This is a genomic window from Mesobacterium pallidum, assembly GCF_019966535.1.
Lineage (GTDB): Bacteria > Pseudomonadota > Alphaproteobacteria > Rhodobacterales > Rhodobacteraceae > Mesobacterium > Mesobacterium pallidum.
The window spans coordinates 218,669-234,502 of the sequence record NZ_JAIMID010000007.1 but is presented as its reverse complement, the minus strand read 5'-3'; the positions used below and the strand labels follow the sequence as shown (position 1 = coordinate 234,502).

Annotated in this window: 18 protein-coding genes; 9 read left to right on the top strand and 9 right to left on the bottom strand. The window is 67.6% G+C overall.

The window, feature by feature from the left end; translation table 11 throughout:
* Positions 1-169 precede the first annotated feature (169 nt).
* The 3 genes from MF270_RS12645 to MF270_RS12635 all read left to right on the top strand — a co-directional run bounded on the left by MF270_RS12645 (position 170) and on the right by MF270_RS12635 (position 2,682).
* Positions 170-1,486: a DUF5930 domain-containing protein gene (locus MF270_RS12645; protein ID WP_238366254.1), complete on the top strand. Its 1,317-nt coding sequence runs from the start codon at positions 170-172 to the stop codon at positions 1,484-1,486.
* On the top strand, positions 1,476-1,973 hold the full coding sequence (locus MF270_RS12640; protein ID WP_238366253.1) for a bactofilin family protein: 498 nt from the start codon (positions 1,476-1,478) through the stop codon (positions 1,971-1,973). The genes MF270_RS12645 and MF270_RS12640 overlap by 11 nt, the downstream gene beginning before the upstream one ends.
* Before the next feature lie 118 nt (positions 1,974-2,091).
* Positions 2,092-2,682: a thioredoxin family protein gene (locus MF270_RS12635; RefSeq protein WP_238366252.1), complete on the top strand. Its 591-nt coding sequence runs from the start codon at positions 2,092-2,094 to the stop codon at positions 2,680-2,682.
* A 3-nt stretch (positions 2,683-2,685) separates the two neighbouring features.
* Here the strand turns inward: MF270_RS12635 and MF270_RS12630 are convergent, their stop codons facing one another.
* Positions 2,686-3,270, bottom strand: a complete 585-nt coding sequence (locus MF270_RS12630; protein WP_238366251.1) for an HNH endonuclease — start codon at positions 3,268-3,270, stop codon at positions 2,686-2,688.
* Positions 3,271-3,470: 200 nt separating this feature from the next.
* On the opposite strand from MF270_RS12630, the gene MF270_RS12625 reads away from it, so the two are divergent.
* Positions 3,471-3,887, top strand: a complete 417-nt coding sequence (locus MF270_RS12625) for a VOC family protein (protein WP_238366250.1) — start codon at positions 3,471-3,473, stop codon at positions 3,885-3,887.
* A gap of 13 nt (positions 3,888-3,900) precedes the next feature.
* Here MF270_RS12625 and MF270_RS12620 read toward each other — a convergent pair whose 3' ends face one another.
* The gene (locus MF270_RS12620; RefSeq protein ID WP_238366249.1) at positions 3,901-4,566 is read right to left on the bottom strand and encodes an alpha/beta hydrolase; all 666 of its coding nucleotides are present in this window, start codon (positions 4,564-4,566) and stop codon (positions 3,901-3,903) included.
* A complete protein-coding gene (locus MF270_RS12615) occupies positions 4,563-5,192 on the bottom strand; it encodes a DNA-3-methyladenine glycosylase family protein (protein ID WP_238366248.1) in 630 nt (209 codons plus the stop codon). Before MF270_RS12615 ends, MF270_RS12620 begins: the two co-directional genes overlap by 4 nt.
* A 116-nt stretch (positions 5,193-5,308) precedes the next feature.
* Between MF270_RS12615 and MF270_RS12610 the strand changes: the two genes are divergently transcribed.
* Entirely contained in the window at positions 5,309-6,520 is a 1,212-nt protein-coding gene (locus MF270_RS12610) for an MFS transporter (protein WP_238366247.1), read from the top strand.
* Positions 6,521-6,745: 225 nt separating this feature from the next.
* Here MF270_RS12610 and MF270_RS12605 read toward each other — a convergent pair whose 3' ends face one another.
* From MF270_RS12605 to MF270_RS12585, 5 genes are all read right to left on the bottom strand, one after another.
* Positions 6,746-7,516, bottom strand: a complete 771-nt coding sequence (locus MF270_RS12605; protein ID WP_238366246.1) for a squalene/phytoene synthase family protein — start codon at positions 7,514-7,516, stop codon at positions 6,746-6,748.
* Positions 7,506-8,483 carry an alpha/beta fold hydrolase gene (locus MF270_RS12600; RefSeq protein WP_238366245.1) on the bottom strand — a complete coding sequence of 326 codons (978 nt, stop codon included), beginning with the start codon at positions 8,481-8,483 and terminating at the stop codon, positions 7,506-7,508. Before MF270_RS12600 ends, MF270_RS12605 begins: the two co-directional genes overlap by 11 nt.
* Positions 8,480-10,105 carry a citramalate synthase gene (cimA, locus tag MF270_RS12595; protein WP_238366244.1) on the bottom strand — a complete coding sequence of 542 codons (1,626 nt, stop codon included), beginning with the start codon at positions 10,103-10,105 and terminating at the stop codon, positions 8,480-8,482. The genes MF270_RS12600 and cimA overlap by 4 nt, the downstream gene beginning before the upstream one ends.
* A 145-nt stretch (positions 10,106-10,250) precedes the next feature.
* On the bottom strand, positions 10,251-11,699 hold the full coding sequence (gene cysS / locus MF270_RS12590; protein WP_238366243.1) for a cysteine--tRNA ligase: 1,449 nt from the start codon (positions 11,697-11,699) through the stop codon (positions 10,251-10,253).
* A gap of 182 nt (positions 11,700-11,881) precedes the next feature.
* A complete protein-coding gene (locus MF270_RS12585; protein ID WP_272490741.1) occupies positions 11,882-12,409 on the bottom strand; it encodes a DUF1697 domain-containing protein in 528 nt (175 codons plus the stop codon).
* A gap of 41 nt (positions 12,410-12,450) precedes the next feature.
* Here MF270_RS12585 and MF270_RS12580 point away from each other — a divergent pair, with 41 nt between their 5' ends.
* Genes MF270_RS12580 through MF270_RS12565 form a run of 4 tightly spaced genes read left to right on the top strand, consistent with a single transcriptional unit; the run spans position 12,451 to position 15,148 of the window.
* On the top strand, positions 12,451-12,801 hold the full coding sequence (locus MF270_RS12580; RefSeq protein ID WP_238366241.1) for an MmcQ/YjbR family DNA-binding protein: 351 nt from the start codon (positions 12,451-12,453) through the stop codon (positions 12,799-12,801).
* A 42-nt stretch (positions 12,802-12,843) separates the two neighbouring features.
* Entirely contained in the window at positions 12,844-14,025 is a 1,182-nt protein-coding gene (locus tag MF270_RS12575; RefSeq protein WP_238366240.1) for a pyridoxal phosphate-dependent aminotransferase, read from the top strand.
* Positions 14,022-14,825 carry an isocitrate lyase/PEP mutase family protein gene (locus MF270_RS12570; RefSeq protein ID WP_238366239.1) on the top strand — a complete coding sequence of 268 codons (804 nt, stop codon included), beginning with the start codon at positions 14,022-14,024 and terminating at the stop codon, positions 14,823-14,825. Before MF270_RS12575 ends, MF270_RS12570 begins: the two co-directional genes overlap by 4 nt.
* Positions 14,822-15,148, top strand: coding sequence for a TfoX/Sxy family DNA transformation protein (locus MF270_RS12565; RefSeq protein WP_238366238.1), 327 nt, complete (start codon positions 14,822-14,824; stop codon positions 15,146-15,148). The genes MF270_RS12570 and MF270_RS12565 overlap by 4 nt, the downstream gene beginning before the upstream one ends.
* 166 nt (positions 15,149-15,314) lie before the next feature.
* Here the strand turns inward: MF270_RS12565 and ndk are convergent, their stop codons facing one another.
* Positions 15,315-15,737, bottom strand: a complete 423-nt coding sequence (gene ndk / locus MF270_RS12560) for a nucleoside-diphosphate kinase (RefSeq protein WP_238366237.1) — start codon at positions 15,735-15,737, stop codon at positions 15,315-15,317.
* Between the last annotated feature and the right edge of the window lie 97 nt (positions 15,738-15,834).

Genomic DNA, 15,834 nt, shown 5'->3' with positions numbered 1-15,834 from the left:
CGGCAGAAACCTGCCGCTTTTGCGCACCACCCGGCCGAAAGCCGATTCGCCGTGGCCGTGTGTATTGCCTCAAGTTTCCAGTCCAATTAAGAAATCGGCTGAAGAAAAGGTGACCCGTCGGGGATGTAGGGGCCTTTGCTGAGTTGGGACAATCGAAGGACGGCATCACGTGCGGACACGCCTTGCCATCAAGACGCATGCTCTGCTTGAGCGTTTTTTCCCGGAACGCCGGGTTTTCCTCAGATCGGACAGCGACACGCGGTTCATCCGTCTGCGGCCGCTGACGCAGCTCACGGCCTTTGCCGGGGCCTCGGTGCTGGTGGCCTGGACGATCGTCGCGACCGCGATCCTGATCATGGACTCGATCGGCGCGGGCAACTTCCGCGAACAGGCCCGGCGCGACCAGATCACTTACCAGGAACGGCTGAACCTGCTGTCTTCGGAACGGGACGAGCGCGCGAACGAAGCGGTGGCGGCGCAGGAGCGGTTCAACGCCGCCCTGAGCCAGGTCTCGACGATGCAAAGCGAGCTGCTGACCTCGGAGACCCGGCGGCGCGAGCTGGAGACCGGGATCGAGGTGATCCAGGCCACGCTGCGCAAGACGATGAAGGAACGCCAGGCCGTCCGCGAGGAGCTGGCCGCGCTCGAGCAGTCGCTCGAGGGAGAAGGCGGCGCGACCCGCCTCGCCGGCAGCGACGCGCCCGACGAGGCAATGGCCTTCCTCAGCGAGGCCCTGGCCGAGACCGCGGCCGAGCGTGACCAGGTCGTGGCCGACGCCCAGGAGGCGCTGATCCAGGCCGACAAGATGGCCTATGACATCCGCCTGATGGAAGAGAAGAACGACGAGATCTTCCGCCAGCTCGAAGAGGCGATGACCATCTCGGTCAAGCCGCTCGACAAGATGTTCCGCAGCGCCGGCATGGACACCGACCAGCTGCTGAACCAGGTGCGCAAGGGCTATTCCGGCTCGGGCGGCCCGCTCATGCCGCTCAGCTTTTCCACGCAGGGGGACGAGCCCAGCCTCGACACCCAGCGCGCCAACCGCATCCTCGAGGGGTTGGACCAGCTGAACCTCTACCGGATCGCCGCGCAGAAGGCGCCCTTTGCCAGCCCGCTCAAGGACCCGTTCCGCTATACCTCGGGCTTCGGCCGTCGCTGGGGCCGGATGCACCAGGGCACCGATTTCGCGGCGCCCCATGGCACGCCGATCTATGCCACCGCCGATGGCGTGGTGGTCCATGCCGACTGGCTGTCGGGCTACGGCCGTCTGATCAAGATCCAGCACGAGTTCGGCATCGAGACGCGCTATGCACATCTTTCCAAGATTCGGGTTAACGTCGGGCAAAAGGTCTCGCGCGGGGACCGGATCGGTGATATGGGGAATTCCGGCCGGTCTACCGGGACCCATCTGCATTACGAAGTGCGGGTGGGCGGTCAGGCCGTTAATCCTATGATCTACATCAAGGCGGCAAACGATGTTTTCTAAGAGCAAGATCAACGAACCTGGCAACAAGCCCGCCGATGGGTCAAGCACCGACTCCTCTGCACCGGCAGCCGGCGCGTCGACCCCTCCGGCCCCCAAGCCGGGCGATTTCAAGGCATCCGCGCCCAAGCCCAAGCCGCCGGCCTCGGTCCTGTCGGCGGACCTGAACATCACCGGCAACATCAAGACCGCCGGCGACATCCAGGTCGAAGGCACGGTCGAAGGCGACATCCGCGCGCACCTGCTGACCATCGGCGAAACCGCGACGATCAAGGGCGAAGTGACCGCCGATGACGTGGTCGTGCATGGCCGCATCGTCGGCCGCGTGCGTGGCCTCAAGGTGCGCCTGACCGCGACCGCCCGGGTCGAGGGCGACATCATCCACAAGACCATCGCGATCGAGAGCGGCGCCCATTTCGAGGGCTCGGTCCAGCGCCAGGACGACCCGCTGTCGGTCAAGAACCAGCAGCAGGGCGGCGGCAACCAGTAAGGCCCCTTTCCCCGCGACCACGACAAGGCACCGCCCCGGCGGTGCCTTTTGCGTTTCACGCAAGCGTCGCTTCGCGATCTGCGCCGGCCATGGTATCCTGCCCCGAGGAGGAGACGCCATGAACCGACGCGATTTCACTGCCCTCGCCGGGGCGGCCCTGGTGGCAGGGCCCGCCTCTGCCGGTCCCGTGCTGGGGGACGACGGGCTGCATGACCAGCCCTTCTTCCTCGACAGCTTCCTGGAACTCGGGGCCGACCTCGAGGAGGCGGCGGCCGAGGGCAAGGGGCTCATCGTGCTGTTCGAACAGCGCGGCTGCCCCTATTGCCGCGAGCTGCACGCGGTGAACTTCGAACGGGCCGAGATCACCGATTACATGACCGCGCAGTTCAACGTGCTCCAGCTCGACATGTGGGGCGCGCGCGAGGTGCTGGATTTCGACGGCGAGGCGCTGGAGGAACGGGCGCTGGCGCGCAAGTGGTTCGTCAACTTCACGCCGACGCAGGTGCTGGTGCCCGCGGCCCATGCCGGGGCGGCGGACCTGCGCGCGGCCGAGGCGTTCCGGATGCCCGGCTACTTCAAGCCATTCCACCACCTCTCGGGCCTCGAATACGTGGCCAGCGGCGCCTTTCGCGACCAGCCCTTCCAGCGCTTCCTGCAGGACAAGTTCGCCCGGCTCGAGGCTCAGGGGATCGACCCGGACGTGTGGTGAGCCTCAGGCCTCGAGCTCGGTGTCCCAGTAAAGGAAGTCCATCCAGCTTTCGTGCAGGTGGCCGGGCGGAAAGCGCCGGCCGATGTTGCGCAGCTCTTCGGCCGAGGGGCGGCGCGGCGGCTTGCGCAGCGCCATGCCGGCCCGGCGCAGCGACTTGGAGCCCTTGCGCAGGTTACATGGCGCGCAGGCCGCGACCACGTTTTCCCAGCTGGTGACGCCCCCCGCCGCGCGGGGCACCACGTGGTCGAAGGTGAGCTCTCCGTGGCTGCCGCAGTACTGGCAGGAAAAACCGTCCCTCAGAAAAAGATTGAAGCGCGTGAAGGCCACGCGCTTCCTGGGTTTGACATAGTCTTTCAGCACCACCACCGAGGGGATCCGGATCGACATTCGCGGGCTGCGCACGACCTGGTCGTATTCGGCCACGATGTCCACCCGGTCGAGCCAGACGGCCTTGATCGCCTCCTGCCACGGCCAGAGCGAAAGCGGGTAGTAACTGAGGGGTCTGTAATCGGCATTCAGCACCAGTGCCGGATGTTGCTTCAACGCCGCCGGTTCGCGGGTGAATGCCGTCCTGAAATTGCCGTCCATTGCGCGAGTCGTCCTCCGCCCTGACTGCCTTGAGTGACACCAGAGCGGGGTGCCCCGCCCCAGCTACCAATTACTATATCTCGGGTTCGAATGCTGACAAGCCCCGTGATATGGGTGATGTAACCCGGATAGCCGATCCACGTATCAGCCGTGCGACATCTGCCTGTCTGGCGGGCAACCCGGCGAAAGGAGACATGTTCATGCCGCATCCACCGCAGTTCGTCCTCGAAACCGCGCTCTATCTCGACGACCTCGAGGCCGCCCGGGCCTTTTACGGCGGATTGATGGGGCTGGAGACGGCGGTCGAGGTCCCCGGCCGCCATGTCTTCTATCGCGTCGGCGATGGAATGCTGCTGCTTTTCAACCCCGAGGCCACGCAGGCACCGCCGGGGAACCCGGACATGCCGGTCCCGCCACATGGCGCCCGGGGGCCGGGTCACGTCTGCTTTGCCGCGACCCGCGACGAGATCGCCGACTGGCGCGCGTTGTTCGAGGCCGCCGGGGTGCCGGTGGACACGGAGTTCGACTGGCCGAACGGGGCGCGGTCGCTCTACGTCCGCGACCCGGCCGGCAACTCGGTCGAGTTCGCCAAACGCGGGCTCTGGGCCCACGGCTGAGGGGTGCCCCGGCTCAGAACCCGACCTTGTCGCGCAGGAAGGCGAGCGCCACGCCCAGCCCGTCCGGCGCGATGCCATGGGCCGTGCCCTTCTGCACATGCGCAAAGACCTCGGTGAAGCCCGCGTCCTGCAGCGCCTCGGCCGCCTCTGGCAGCGATTGCACCGGCACCACGTCGTCCTGATCGCCATGGACCAGCAGCACGGGCATCCGGCTGACCACCTCGTCCTTCAAGAGGTCCGGCTCGAGCAGCCGGCCCGAGAAGGCGACGATCCCGGCCAGCGGGTCCTCGCGACGCGGCGCCACGTGCAGCGACATCATCGTGCCCTGGCTGAAGCCGAACAGCGCGACTTGTTCGGGCAGCAGGTCCTCGTCCACCATCAGCGCGTCGAGAAAGGCGTTGAGGTCCTGCATCGCCGCGGCCATGCCCGACGCGGCCGCTTCCTGCGAGGAGCCGTCGATCCAGGGGATCGGGAACCACTGGAAGCCGAAGGGCGCGCCGGCGCAGCTTTCGGGCGCATCGGGCGCCACGAAAAGCGTGTCGGGCAGGTGCTCGGCCAGCGGGTCGGCGAGGCTTAGCAGGTCGGCCCCGTTGGCGCCGTAGCCATGCAGGAAGACGACGGCCGAACGGGTGCTTCCGGATTGGGGCGCGCGGCGCCCGGCCTGCAATACGCGAGTCATAGGATCCCTTCCCTGTCCTTTGCCACTCTGTAGTAGGCCCAGAGCGCGCGGGCCGCAACCGAGCGCCAGGGGCTCCACCCCTGCGCCATCTGGCGCAGCGCGGCCGGCTTCGGCCGTGTCTCGAGACCAAAGAGCACCCTGGCCGATTCCTGCAACGCAAGATCGCCCGGCGCGAAGACATCCGCACGGCCGAGGCTGAACATGGCGTAGATCTCGGCTGTCCACTGGCCGATCCCGGGCACGGCAACGAGTGCTGCGATCACATCGTCGGTCGGCATTTCGCGCAAGGCACGGTAATCGAGCCGTGCATCGGCGAGGGCGCCGGCATAGCGGATCTTCTGCCGGCTGAGGCCCACGGCGCGCAGGGCGTCCTCATCGGCCGCGTGCACGGCCGCCTCGGTGGTCAGCCCTGCCGCCTCCATCCGCCCCCAGATGGCCCGGGCCGAGGCGGTGCTGACCTGCTGGCTGACGATGGCCGACAGAAGCTCGGCAAAGCCATCGGGCTTGCGCCTGAGCGGCCAGGGGCCGGTCTGCGCCAACACCTGGGCAAAGCGCGGCTCGGCCCGGCAGAGCCATTCCGCCCCCTCGGCCACGCAGGCGTCGCTTTCGATGATCCGTCCCACCATGGGCCCGAGAGACCACGGCCCGCGCGCCCTGTAAAGCCCCGCATCCGCGCACATATGCGAGTGCATGCATATCTGCCCCTTGCGCCGGACGCGCCGCCCGCCTATCGCTTTGCGCCATGAGCACGACAGATACCACAGCCCGCCGCAACGTCACCGTCCTGGTCCTGGCCCAGGCGATCCTTGGCAGCCAGATGCCGATGATCTTCACCATCGGTGGCCTCGCGGGGCAGTCGCTGGCGCCGAACCCCTGCTGGGCGACGCTGCCGATCTCGCTGATCGTGCTCGGCTCGATGCTCTCGGCCACGCCGCTGTCGTCCTTCATGCAGAAACACGGCCGCCGCGCCGGGTTCTGGCTGGGCACGCTGGGCGGGACGCTGGGCGGAATCATCGGCGCTTACGGCCTCTACATCGCGTCCTTCCCGGTATTCCTGCTGGGGTCCTTCTTTACCGGGCTCTACATGTCGGCGCAGGGGTTCTACCGTTTTGCCGCCGCCGACACCGCGTCCGAGTCGTTCCGGCCCAAGGCAATTTCCTATGTCATGGCGGGCGGGCTCTTGTCGGCGCTGCTGGGGCCGCAGTTGACCAAGGCCACCGCGCAAGCCTTCGTCGTCCCCTTCATGGGCACCTACCTGACCGTCATCGCGGTGAACGTGCTGGGTGCGCTGCTTTTCCTGTTTCTCGACATCCCCAAGCCCCCGGCCCCGTCGCCGGACAGCCCGCGCGGCCGCACGCGGCTCGAGCTGCTGAAGACCCCCGGCATCGCGGTCGCGATCATCTGCGCCATGGTCTCCTACGCGCTGATGAACCTCGTGATGACCTCGACCCCGCTGGCCGTCGTGGGCTGCGGCTTCGAACAGGCGCGCGCGGCCGACATCGTCTCGGCCCATGTTCTGGCCATGTATATCCCCAGCTTCTTTACCGGCCACCTGATCGCCCGCTTCGGTGTGCGCACCATCGTGGCCACCGGCCTCGCCATCCTCGCCGCGGCCGGCGTGGTGGCCCTCCAAGGGGTTGAGCTCGAGAACTTCTTCATCGCGCTGATCCTGCTGGGCATCGGCTGGAACTTCGGCTTCATCGGCGCCACGACCATGCTCGCCTCGTCCCATTCGGCCGAGGAACGCGGCATGGTCCAGGGCATGAACGACCTCATCGTCTTCGGCGGCGTCACCTTCGCCTCGCTGTCTTCGGGCGGGCTGATGAACTGCTCGGGCGGCACGGCACAGGCAGGCTGGACCGCGGTCAACATGGCCATGGCCCCCTTCCTCGTGCTGGCGGGCGGCGCGCTGATCTGGCTGGCGCTACGCCCGGCCGATCGCGGTACAGCCTGAGCCCTTCCAGCCCGGTTGGCCGGCTCTTTGCGGATCTGCATGAGAGCCACGAGGTGCGGCCGCCTAACCCGGCCCAATGTCCTAACGGAACGCGCCTGCGGCGCGGGGCCTCCGGCGGGAGTATTTGAGGAAAAGTGAAAGCAGGGACGCGCCTCTTCCCCCTTCATCTTTCCGCAAATATGCCGGGGAGTGTGAGGGGCTGGCCCCTCACGCAGGTCACCGCCGTCACCAGCGCCCCGTGGCCGCGCGCCACATCAACCCCGCGCGCAACCCCGCCGGGCTGCGGTCGAGCGCGCCCTCGGCAACCCGCGACGGGTCTGCCGCGACCTGGCGCAGGATCCAGGCGCCCTGCCCCACGGCCAACAATGCGGCCCCGGAGGGGGTCGACACCTTGGCCCGCGCAGCCCGCGCCCTGGCCAGCCGCGCGAGACCCTCGCGGGCCAGCGCGGCGATCGCCTCGGGCCGGCCATCGGGCAGCGGGAGTTTCGCCGCGGCGACCAGCCCGGGCACGGCGCGGAACCAGTTGGCCAAGCCAAGCGCCTGGCCCGCGGCCCGAACGGTCGCTTCGTCCGCGGGCCCAAGCGCCCGGGCGGCCGCCCAGAGCAACCCTCCGGACGTCGCGTCGAGATAGGCCCAGAGGCCCTCCGCATCCTCGAAGGGCGCGCGCTCCAGGTCCGCAGCGCGCGCGGCCACCAGCGCGTCAAGCACCCGCGCGCCCTCGGCATCCAGCACCTGCGCCAGCGGCAGGACTACCTCGTGCCGCCGGACCATCCCGCCCGAGGCGATCTCGTCCAGCGCGTCGCGCCACCATTGCAGGCGCATCTGGGCGATCATCGGCTCTTTCGTGACCCAGGGCGCGCGGGCGACCTCTAGGTTGAAGGCGTGGATCGGGAACAGCACCGCGCGGGCCGAGGCCGGGGCCGCCATGATGGTCAGGAACCGCTCCGGGTCGCCCCGTTCGACCAGTGCGGCGCAGGCCGACAGATCAGAGTCCATGCAGCACCTCGCGAATCAAGGTTTCCGTCTGCGGTGCGTCAACCAGGTCGAGATGGCCGACGCCCGGCAGCACTTGGTAGCGGCCCTTGGTCGTCGCTTGCGTCAGCAAGGGTTCATACCCCTCGGCCACGAAGGCCTCGTCCTCGGCCCCCGCGACCAGCACGAAGGGCGGCAGCGCGGCCACGTCCGACAGGTAATCGCCGCGCGGCGCGAAGGAGGTGTTGAGCCGCCAGGAATAGGCGGTCGTGGCATGACCGCCCATCGGCCCGTCCAGCACGCGGCGCGGCATGGCGAACTGGATCACGGTCAGCCGGTCGAGCAGATGGATGCGGAAGGCGTTGAGGATCGAGAGCCCGATGATGCGGCGCGTCAACGGATGCGCCCAGCCGCCGGAATTGGCTCGCGTCACCGGCGCATTGTACTTGAGGAACGGCGCGAGCAGCACCGCCGCGTCCATCCTCTGCCCATGCCGGCCGCCCGCCATGCGTACCACCAGCCCGCCGCCCGAGCTGTGCCCGACGAAGACCACGTCGCGGTCCCCGGCGTCCGACACCAGCGCGGCAAGGTCATCCTCGAGCTGGCCGATGTAGTCGACGTCTCCGCGCCGTTCGGGGCCGGGCCCGTGGCCGCGCAGGGTCGGCACGCGCACCTCTGCCGCGTCGGCCAGCCGTGCCGCGAGGCCATCGAACTGTGTGCCGTCCCAGCCCGAGCCATGGACCAGCACCAGGATCGGCTTGTCGGCCCCGCGCCCCGCCACGGTCAGCGGCATGGGCGGGGTGCCGTAGGTGGTCCGCTCCAGCCCTTCGGCAGATCCTTGAACGCGGTTCAGCAGGCGGTCGAAGGCGAGACCGTCCTGGCTTTCGGGCAGCGGGCCGGGGCGCTGCGAGGCGATGAGCCCCAGGGCCACCGCGAAGGTCACCCCCAGAGAAATCAGAACGAAAATGCCGACTTGCGCGGAAAAGCTCATGCCGTCTGCCTGGCCCCTTCGCGCACCAGTTTCCAGTTGATCGCGTCCAGCAGCGCCTCGAAGGAGGCATCCACGATGTTCGGGCTGACGCCCACGGTCGCCCAGCGACGGCCCGAGCTGTCCTGGCTGTCGATGATGACCCGCGTGACCGCCTCGGTCCCGCCCTGGGTGATGCGCACCTTGAAGTCGACCAGCTGGATGTCGTCGATGATCGCCTGGTAGGGCCCGAGGTCCTTGGCCAGCGCCTTCGACAGCGCATTGACCGGGCCGCGATCCTCGCCCGCGCCGTCATGGCTTTCCGACACCGACAGGAAGCGTTCGGAGCCGATGTTCACGACCACCACGGCCTCGGAGACCGTCACCCGCTGCCCCAGCGCGTTCTGGCGCCGCTCGACCGTGACGCGGTAGCGTTCGACGTCGAAGAAGGGCACGAATGAACCGAGTTCACGCCGCGCCAGCAGCTCGAAACTGGCCTGGGCGGTGTCATAGGAATAGCCCTCGCTCTCGCGCTGCTTGACCACGTCGAGGATGCGGCCGAGCGCCGGATCGCCCGGTTCGACCGACAGGCCCGCGTCGGCCAGACGGCGGCGCAGGTTGGACTGGCCGGCCTGGTTCGACATGGGGATCACGCGGCGGTTGCCGACCAGCCCCGGGTCGATGTGTTCGTAGGTCGTCGGGTCCTTGAGGATCGCGCTGGCGTGCAGCCCCGCCTTGTGGGCAAAGGCCGAACTGCCCACGTAGGGCGCCTGCCGCATCGGCACCCGGTTCAGGATGTCGTCAAGGCGGCGGCTGACCTGGGTCAGGTCCGACAGCGAGTCTTCGGTGATGCCGGTCTCGAACTGGCTGCGGTAGGGTTCTTTCAGCACCAGCGTCGGGATCAGCGTGGTGAGGTTCGCGTTGCCGCAGCGCTCGCCCAGCCCGTTCAGCGTGCCCTGGATCTGCCGCGCGCCCGCCTCCACGGCGGCAAGGCTGCCGGCCACCGCGTTCTCGGTGTCGTTATGGGTGTGGATGCCGAGGTGGTCGCCGGGGATGCCGGCGGCGATCACGTCGCGGGTGATCGTCGCGATCTCGGTCGGCAGGGTGCCGCCGTTGGTGTCGCAGAGCACGATCCAGCGGGCGCCGGCGTCATAGGCCGCGCGGATGCACTCCAGCGCGTAATCACGGTTGGCTTTCCAGCCGTCAAAGAAGTGTTCGGCGTCGAAGAGCGGCTCGCGCCCCTGCGCGGCCATGTACTCGACCGAGCGGCGGATGTTCTCGACATTCTCGTCCAACGTGATGCCAAGCGCGGTGGTGACGTGGAAGTCATGGGTCTTGCCGACAAGGCAGACGGCCGGGGTCTCGGCGTTCATGACCGCCGCCAGCACGTCGTCATTCTCGGCCGAGCGGCCGGCGCGCTTGGTCATGCCGAAGGCGGTGAAGGTCGCGCGCGTCTTGGGTTTCAGCTCGAAGAACTCGCTGTCGGTGGGGTTGGCGCCGGGCCACCCGCCCTCGACGTAATCGACGCCGAGCTCGTCGAGCATTTCCGCGATCTGGACCTTTTCGGGGGTCGAAAATTGCACGCCCTGGGTCTGTTGCCCGTCGCGCAGCGTGGTGTCGTAGATGTAGAGGCGGTCCTTGGTCATCTGTGACATTCCATGTTCGATTGAGCCGAGGGTCGATTACAAGGCGCGAAGGGCAGTCCCCGGCCGCGGGTGGGGGTGAAGCCCCCGCCCGGGGGGGCGGCCGGGGGCTGCCCGGCCTTCAGCCGGGCGGGACAATCACACGAGGTCACGCCGAGCCCTCCAGCTTGCTGGAATCAAAGTCGTCGCCCGGCGTCACTTCTACACCTGTCTTGGACATGCGCACTTGAACGCCGGCCTGGCCCAGAAAGTGTTTGATTGCGTCTACCTCACTGAAATCCTTAGATTCCATCGCATTCCAGCGCACTTCGACCAATCGACGCGCCAAAGCGCTCAGCTTATCAACGATCTCAGGAGACATCGTTCCTGTCCAGGAAACATGTGAAAAACCGTAGTCGGTTTGTTCCTCGAGTTTTCCCTCGTGCCACCAATCAGACGAAGGAGTGAACCCAAGAAAGTCCAACGCCCACTTCAGTTCGCAGGCCTGACCGTGATGCGCGAAATGGATCATCTTCTGTAGGACGTTCGGCAGATTCAGGTCATTCGACAAGTCAGGCACGATTGTCATTGCGCCCTTGGAGTCTGGCTCCACTCCATCGGTCAACCGGAACCATTCTTTCAGCGTTTGGGTGGCTTGCGCCGCCTTCTCCGCCGTCCAATCCATCGGCTTGCGGTAATGCGTCGAGAGAAACACATACCGGATCACTTCGCCCGGCACGCCAGGCGCGCCGTCGTGGCCCTCCAACAGATCCCGGACCGTAAAAAAGTTGCCCAACGACTTGGACATCTTCTTCCCCTCGACCTGCAGCATCTCGTTGTGCATCCAGACCTTGGCGAAGCCGCCCTCGGGATGCGCGCAGCAGCTTTGCGCGATCTCGTTCTCGTGGTGCGGGAACATCAGGTCGTTGCCGCCGCCATGGATGTCGAAGCTTTCGCCCAGCAGCTCGTAGGCCATGGCCGAGCATTCGATGTGCCAGCCTGGACGCCCCCGGCCCCAGGGCGAATCCCAGCCCGGCAGGTCATCCGAAGACGGCTTCCACAGCACGAAATCCATCGGGTTCTTCTTGTAGGGCGCGACCTCGACCCGGGCGCCTGCGATCATGTCATCCACAGACCGGCCCGACAGCGCGCCATATCGCGCATAGCTTTCGACCGCGAAGAGCACGTGGCCATCCGCCTCGTAGGCATGCCCCAGATGGATCAGCCCCTCGATCATCCGCACCATCTGCGGGATATAGGCCGTCGCGCGCGGCATTACGGTGGGCTCCAACGCCCCCAGCGCGCCCATGTCGTCCAGGTACCATTGCGTCGTCTCGGCGGTAATCTCGGCAATCGTCCGCCCGCTCTCGGCCGCCCGCGCGTTGATCTTGTCGTCCACGTCGGTGAAGTTGCGCACGTAGGTCACGTGATCCGCCCCGTAGACATGGCGCAGCAGCCGGTAGAGCACGTCAAAGACCAGAACGGGCCGCGCATTGCCGATATGGGCGCGGTCATAGACCGTGGGGCCGCAGACATACATGCGCACGTTCTCGGGGTCGATGGGGGTAAAGACCTCCTTCCGGCGGGTCTTCGTGTTGTGCAGCCTGATCTCGACCATGAGCCCTTCCTTCGCGCGCAAATCCCTTGCGGCGGGCTGTGGCTCACTCATGTTGGAAAGTAAAGAGGACCGGCCCGCCAGATGGCCGGTGCTACCCGACCTATTTCGTCGGGAGGACCCGACGTAGTCAGCAGGTAATGCAGCAGATGATGATGCCGAAACGTTCCATGAGCGGTGGAATATCACTCCGCCCCGGCCGCGTCCAGCATGTCGTTCAGCTTGCCTACGGTGGCGAGGTTGCGGGCGGTCAGCGGCGCGCCGGCGAGCTTTTCGAACCGCTCGGCCAGTTTCGACCGACCGAAGCCACCGGGACAATGCAGCCAGGCGACTCGGCCCTGCTGGGCAAAGCCGTCGCCAGGCGCCTTCCACTTGTCGAAAAGGTCCATGTCCGGCGCCGCATCGGCGAACAGGAACGCCGCGTGGACGTGCCGATCGTCGGCCGGCGCAAAAGGGCAATCGTCCCGCGCCGCCCGCATCTCGGCAGCCTCCAGCACCAGCACGGGGACATCGAACCCGAAGCGGTGGGCAATCGCCACCTCGAGCGCTTCGGCCAGCCCGTCGCCATCGGCCTCGAACACCAGGTTGCCCGATGCGATGTAACTTTGCACGTTGCGCCAGCCGAGATTGACCGCCGCCTCTTTCAGCGCGGCCATGGGGATTTTTTTGGCACCGCCCACATTGATGCCCCTCAAGAGCGCGACACGGCGCATGCGGCTTGCCTCCTCCGACCGGTTCGTCCCAAGGTGGCCATATGACCCGCGCCATCGTCAACCGCATATGCGCCCGCCTGCCGGGGGCCGAGGTCAGCGACCCCTGGGGCGATGGCCACGATGCCTGGAAGGTGGGCGGCAAGATGTTCGCCTGCGTGGGGTCAAAGGACCTTGGCGTCAGCGTCAAGACGCCGGACATCGAAACGGCCGAGATGCTGATCGAGGCCGGGGTCGCTGTAAAGGCGCCGTATTTCCACCGCTCCTGGGTACTGATCCCCTGGGAGCTGGCCGATAAAGACGGGCTGCGCCACAGGCTCGAGCTCTCGTACGACACGATCCGGGGCGGATTGACCAGAAAGGCGCAGGCCGCGCTGCCGCCACGCGCGTCCTGACCGGGCGCCCGATCCCCCCACGGACCCAACAAAGGATGCTTCATGCAACTGTCGCAACGTATCACCGGTATCAACGAGGGCGCATCCGACGGCTGGGGGCTGTTCTACATGGCCCGCGAGATGGTCGCGGCGGGCAAGCCGGTGGTCGAACTGACGATCGGCGAACATGACATCGGCACCGCGCCCGAGGTGATCCGCGCCATGAGCGCGGCGGCGCACGAAGGACAGACCGGCTATGCCACCGTCGCCGGCGAAGTGGACCTGCGCGCCGCCATCGCCGACCGGGTGCAGGCGCGCACCGGCGTGCCGACGGGGCCCGAGAACGTCGTTGTGACACCGGGCGGCCAGGGCGCGCTGTTCTCCGCCATCACCGCCGTCGCGGACCCGGGCGACGATGTGCTGATGGTCGAGCCGCATTACACCACTTATCCCGGGTCGATCCGCGCCACGGCCGCGCGGCCCCGCGCGGTGCGCGCCCGGGCCGAGGATGCCTTTCAGCCGCGGGCCGAGGACCTGGCCGCAGCCGCCCCCGGCGCCCGGGCGCTGCTGGTCAACTCGCCCAACAACCCCACCGGCGCGGTCTATTCGCGCGAGACAGTCGAGGGAATCGCGCAGGTCTGCCGCGACCATGACCTCTGGCTGATCTCGGACGAGGTCTACGACACGCAGATCTGGGCCGGGCAGCATCTCAGCCCCCGCGCCCTGCCGGGCATGGCCGAACGCACGCTGGTCGTGGGGTCGATGTCGAAGAGCCACGCCATGACCGGATCGCGCGTCGGCTGGGTGATCGGGCCGGAGGAGGCCGTCGCGGCCCTCGCCGACCTGTCGGTGCCCATGACCTACGGAATCCCGGCCTATATCCAGGAGGCGGCGCTGTTCGCCCTGGACCAGGGCGAACCCTTCGAGGACGAGGTCGCCGCCCCCTTCCTGCGCCGCCGCGAGACGGCGGTCGCGTTGCTGGCCCAGCAGTCGGCCGTGCGCGCCCTGCCGCCCGACGGGGCCATGTACATCATGCTCGACGTGCGCCAGACTGGCGTCAGCGGCGAAGTCTTCGCCGAACGGTTGCTCAGGGAGGAGTTGATCGCCGTGATGCCAGGATCGAGTTTCGGGCCCGCCGCGACGGACCATATCCGCGTCGCCATGACCGTGGCCGACGATGTCTTTGCCGAATCCTTCGGCCGGATGCTGCGCTTTGCCGCGCGGCTCAAACGCGAAGCCGCATGACCTTCCGCGCCCTGCACCGCCCCGGTGCGCCCTTCATCCTGGCCAACGCCTGGGACGTGGGATCGGCCCGGATGCTCGCCGCGCTGGGGGCCGAGGCGCTGGCGACCTCCTCCGCCGCCCATGCCTTCACCCTCGGGCGGCCCGATGGCGGCGGGGTGACCCGCGACGAGGCGTTGGCCCATGCGCAGGACCTCGTGGCCGCGACGCCCCTGCCCGTCCAGGGCGATTTCGAGAACGGATTCGGCGAGGCGCCCGAGACCTGCGCCGAGACCGTGAGCCTCTCGGCCGAGATCGGCCTTGCCGGTATCTGCATCGAGGACACGGCGCTGCCGGGACACTCGGCCTACGATTTCGACCTGTCGGTCGAGCGTATCCGCGCTTCCTCGGCCGCTGCCCGCGCATTGCCCGGCGATTTCGTGCTTTGCGCCCGGGCCGATGGTGCGCTGATGGGCGGCTACGATGCCGAAGAGGCGCTGCGGCGTCTCGCGGCCTTCGCCGAGGCCGGGGCCGACGTGCTTTACGCGCCGATGCCCGGCGATGTCGAGGTGATGCGCCGCATCTGCGCCCTGCCGAAACCGGTGAACGTGCTGGCCATCGGCGTCTACAAGCGCATGAATTTGGCGGACCTGAGCGCGCTTGGCGCGGCCCGCGTGTCGCTGGGCTCGCAGTTGGCGCGGGTGACGCACCAGGCGATCCTCGACGCCGCCCGGCCGCTGCTGGAGCTTGGCGATTTCTCGGGCTTCGACCGGGCCGCCCCGGGGGCCGAGATCGACGCGCTGCTGCGGCGCGGCGCGCGATGACGCCGGTCTCCTCGATCCCCAACCTCGGGCCGAAATCCGAGGCGGGGTTCGCCCGCGCCGGCATGCACAGCGCCGAGGATGTCCGTGCCCTGGGCGCCGATGCCGCCTATGCCAAGCTGCTGGCCGCCGGCACGCGGCCGCATTTCATCGGCTATTATGCGCTGGTGCTCGGGCTGCAGGGCCGCCCCTGGACCGACGCCACGGTCGAGGAGAAGGCCGCGCTGCGCCTGCGGTTCGATGCCCTGAAATCCGGCGCCGCGCCCGACAGGCCCACGGGGATCGAGAAGTTTCTCGACGAGATCGGCGTGCGACCGGCAGGCTGACATTCCTTCGAGTTTAACGCGAAGAAGCGGCCACAAGTACTTGCATCAAAAAGGATTAATACTTGTGAATTAATCTTCATTGCCGGGCCGTGAACTCCAGGCCGAGCCACGAAAAAGGCCGCGCCCCGAAATGCGCGGCCCTGTCTCTGCCCGAAGGCGGCGGCGCTTAGCCGACCAGCTCGAGGCCCGAGAAGAAGTAAGCGATCTCGACGGCAGCCGTTTCCGGCGCGTCCGAGCCGTGGACCGAGTTCTCGCCGACCGATTCCGCGAACTCGGCGCGGATGGTGCCGGCAGCGGCGTCGGCCGGGTTGGTGGCGCCCATCACTTCGCGGTTCTTGGAAATGGCGTTCTCGCCTTCCAGGACCTGCACGACGACCGGGGCCGAGGCCATGAATTCGCAGAGCTCACCGTAGAAGGGACGCTCCTTGTGGACTTCGTAGAACTTGCCGGCCTGGTCCATGGTCAGCTGGATCCGCTTCTGCGCGATGATGCGCAGGCCGGCCTCTTCGAACTTGGCGTTGATCTTGCCGGTCAGGTTGCGGCGGGTGGCGTCGGGCTTGATGATGGACAGCGTGCGTTCGGTAGCCATTGGGGCGTCTCCTACTGAAAATGTCGGGAGGGACCGCGTACCGCGGCCCCGATCGAGGCGCCGGTTAGCACGCGCCGCGGCGTTTGGAAAGCCCCGG

Excerpts from the sequence above, each read along its gene's own strand:
- cysS (WP_238366243.1), bottom strand. The coding sequence starts at position 11,699 with ATGGTCGAGATCAGGCTGCACAACACGAAGACCCGCCGGAAGGAGGTC.
- MF270_RS12640 (WP_238366253.1), top strand. The coding sequence starts at position 1,476 with ATGTTTTCTAAGAGCAAGATCAACGAACCTGGCAACAAGCCCGCCGAT.
- MF270_RS12620 (WP_238366249.1), bottom strand. The coding sequence starts at position 4,566 with ATGACTCGCGTATTGCAGGCCGGGCGCCGCGCGCCCCAATCCGGAAGC.
- MF270_RS12600 (WP_238366245.1), bottom strand. The coding sequence starts at position 8,483 with ATGAGCTTTTCCGCGCAAGTCGGCATTTTCGTTCTGATTTCTCTGGGG.
- MF270_RS12575 (WP_238366240.1), top strand. The coding sequence starts at position 12,844 with ATGCAACTGTCGCAACGTATCACCGGTATCAACGAGGGCGCATCCGAC.
- MF270_RS12625 (WP_238366250.1), top strand. The coding sequence starts at position 3,471 with ATGCCGCATCCACCGCAGTTCGTCCTCGAAACCGCGCTCTATCTCGAC.
- MF270_RS12610 (WP_238366247.1), top strand. The coding sequence starts at position 5,309 with ATGAGCACGACAGATACCACAGCCCGCCGCAACGTCACCGTCCTGGTC.
- MF270_RS12635 (WP_238366252.1), top strand. The coding sequence starts at position 2,092 with ATGAACCGACGCGATTTCACTGCCCTCGCCGGGGCGGCCCTGGTGGCA.
- MF270_RS12630 (WP_238366251.1), bottom strand. The coding sequence starts at position 3,270 with ATGGACGGCAATTTCAGGACGGCATTCACCCGCGAACCGGCGGCGTTG.
- MF270_RS12585 (WP_272490741.1), bottom strand. The coding sequence starts at position 12,409 with ATGCGCCGTGTCGCGCTCTTGAGGGGCATCAATGTGGGCGGTGCCAAA.
- MF270_RS12580 (WP_238366241.1), top strand. The coding sequence starts at position 12,451 with ATGACCCGCGCCATCGTCAACCGCATATGCGCCCGCCTGCCGGGGGCC.
- MF270_RS12570 (WP_238366239.1), top strand. The coding sequence starts at position 14,022 with ATGACCTTCCGCGCCCTGCACCGCCCCGGTGCGCCCTTCATCCTGGCC.
- MF270_RS12605 (WP_238366246.1), bottom strand. The coding sequence starts at position 7,516 with ATGGACTCTGATCTGTCGGCCTGCGCCGCACTGGTCGAACGGGGCGAC.
- MF270_RS12615 (WP_238366248.1), bottom strand. The coding sequence starts at position 5,192 with ATGGTGGGACGGATCATCGAAAGCGACGCCTGCGTGGCCGAGGGGGCG.
- ndk (WP_238366237.1), bottom strand. The coding sequence starts at position 15,737 with ATGGCTACCGAACGCACGCTGTCCATCATCAAGCCCGACGCCACCCGC.
- MF270_RS12565 (WP_238366238.1), top strand. The coding sequence starts at position 14,822 with ATGACGCCGGTCTCCTCGATCCCCAACCTCGGGCCGAAATCCGAGGCG.
- cimA (WP_238366244.1), bottom strand. The coding sequence starts at position 10,105 with ATGACCAAGGACCGCCTCTACATCTACGACACCACGCTGCGCGACGGG.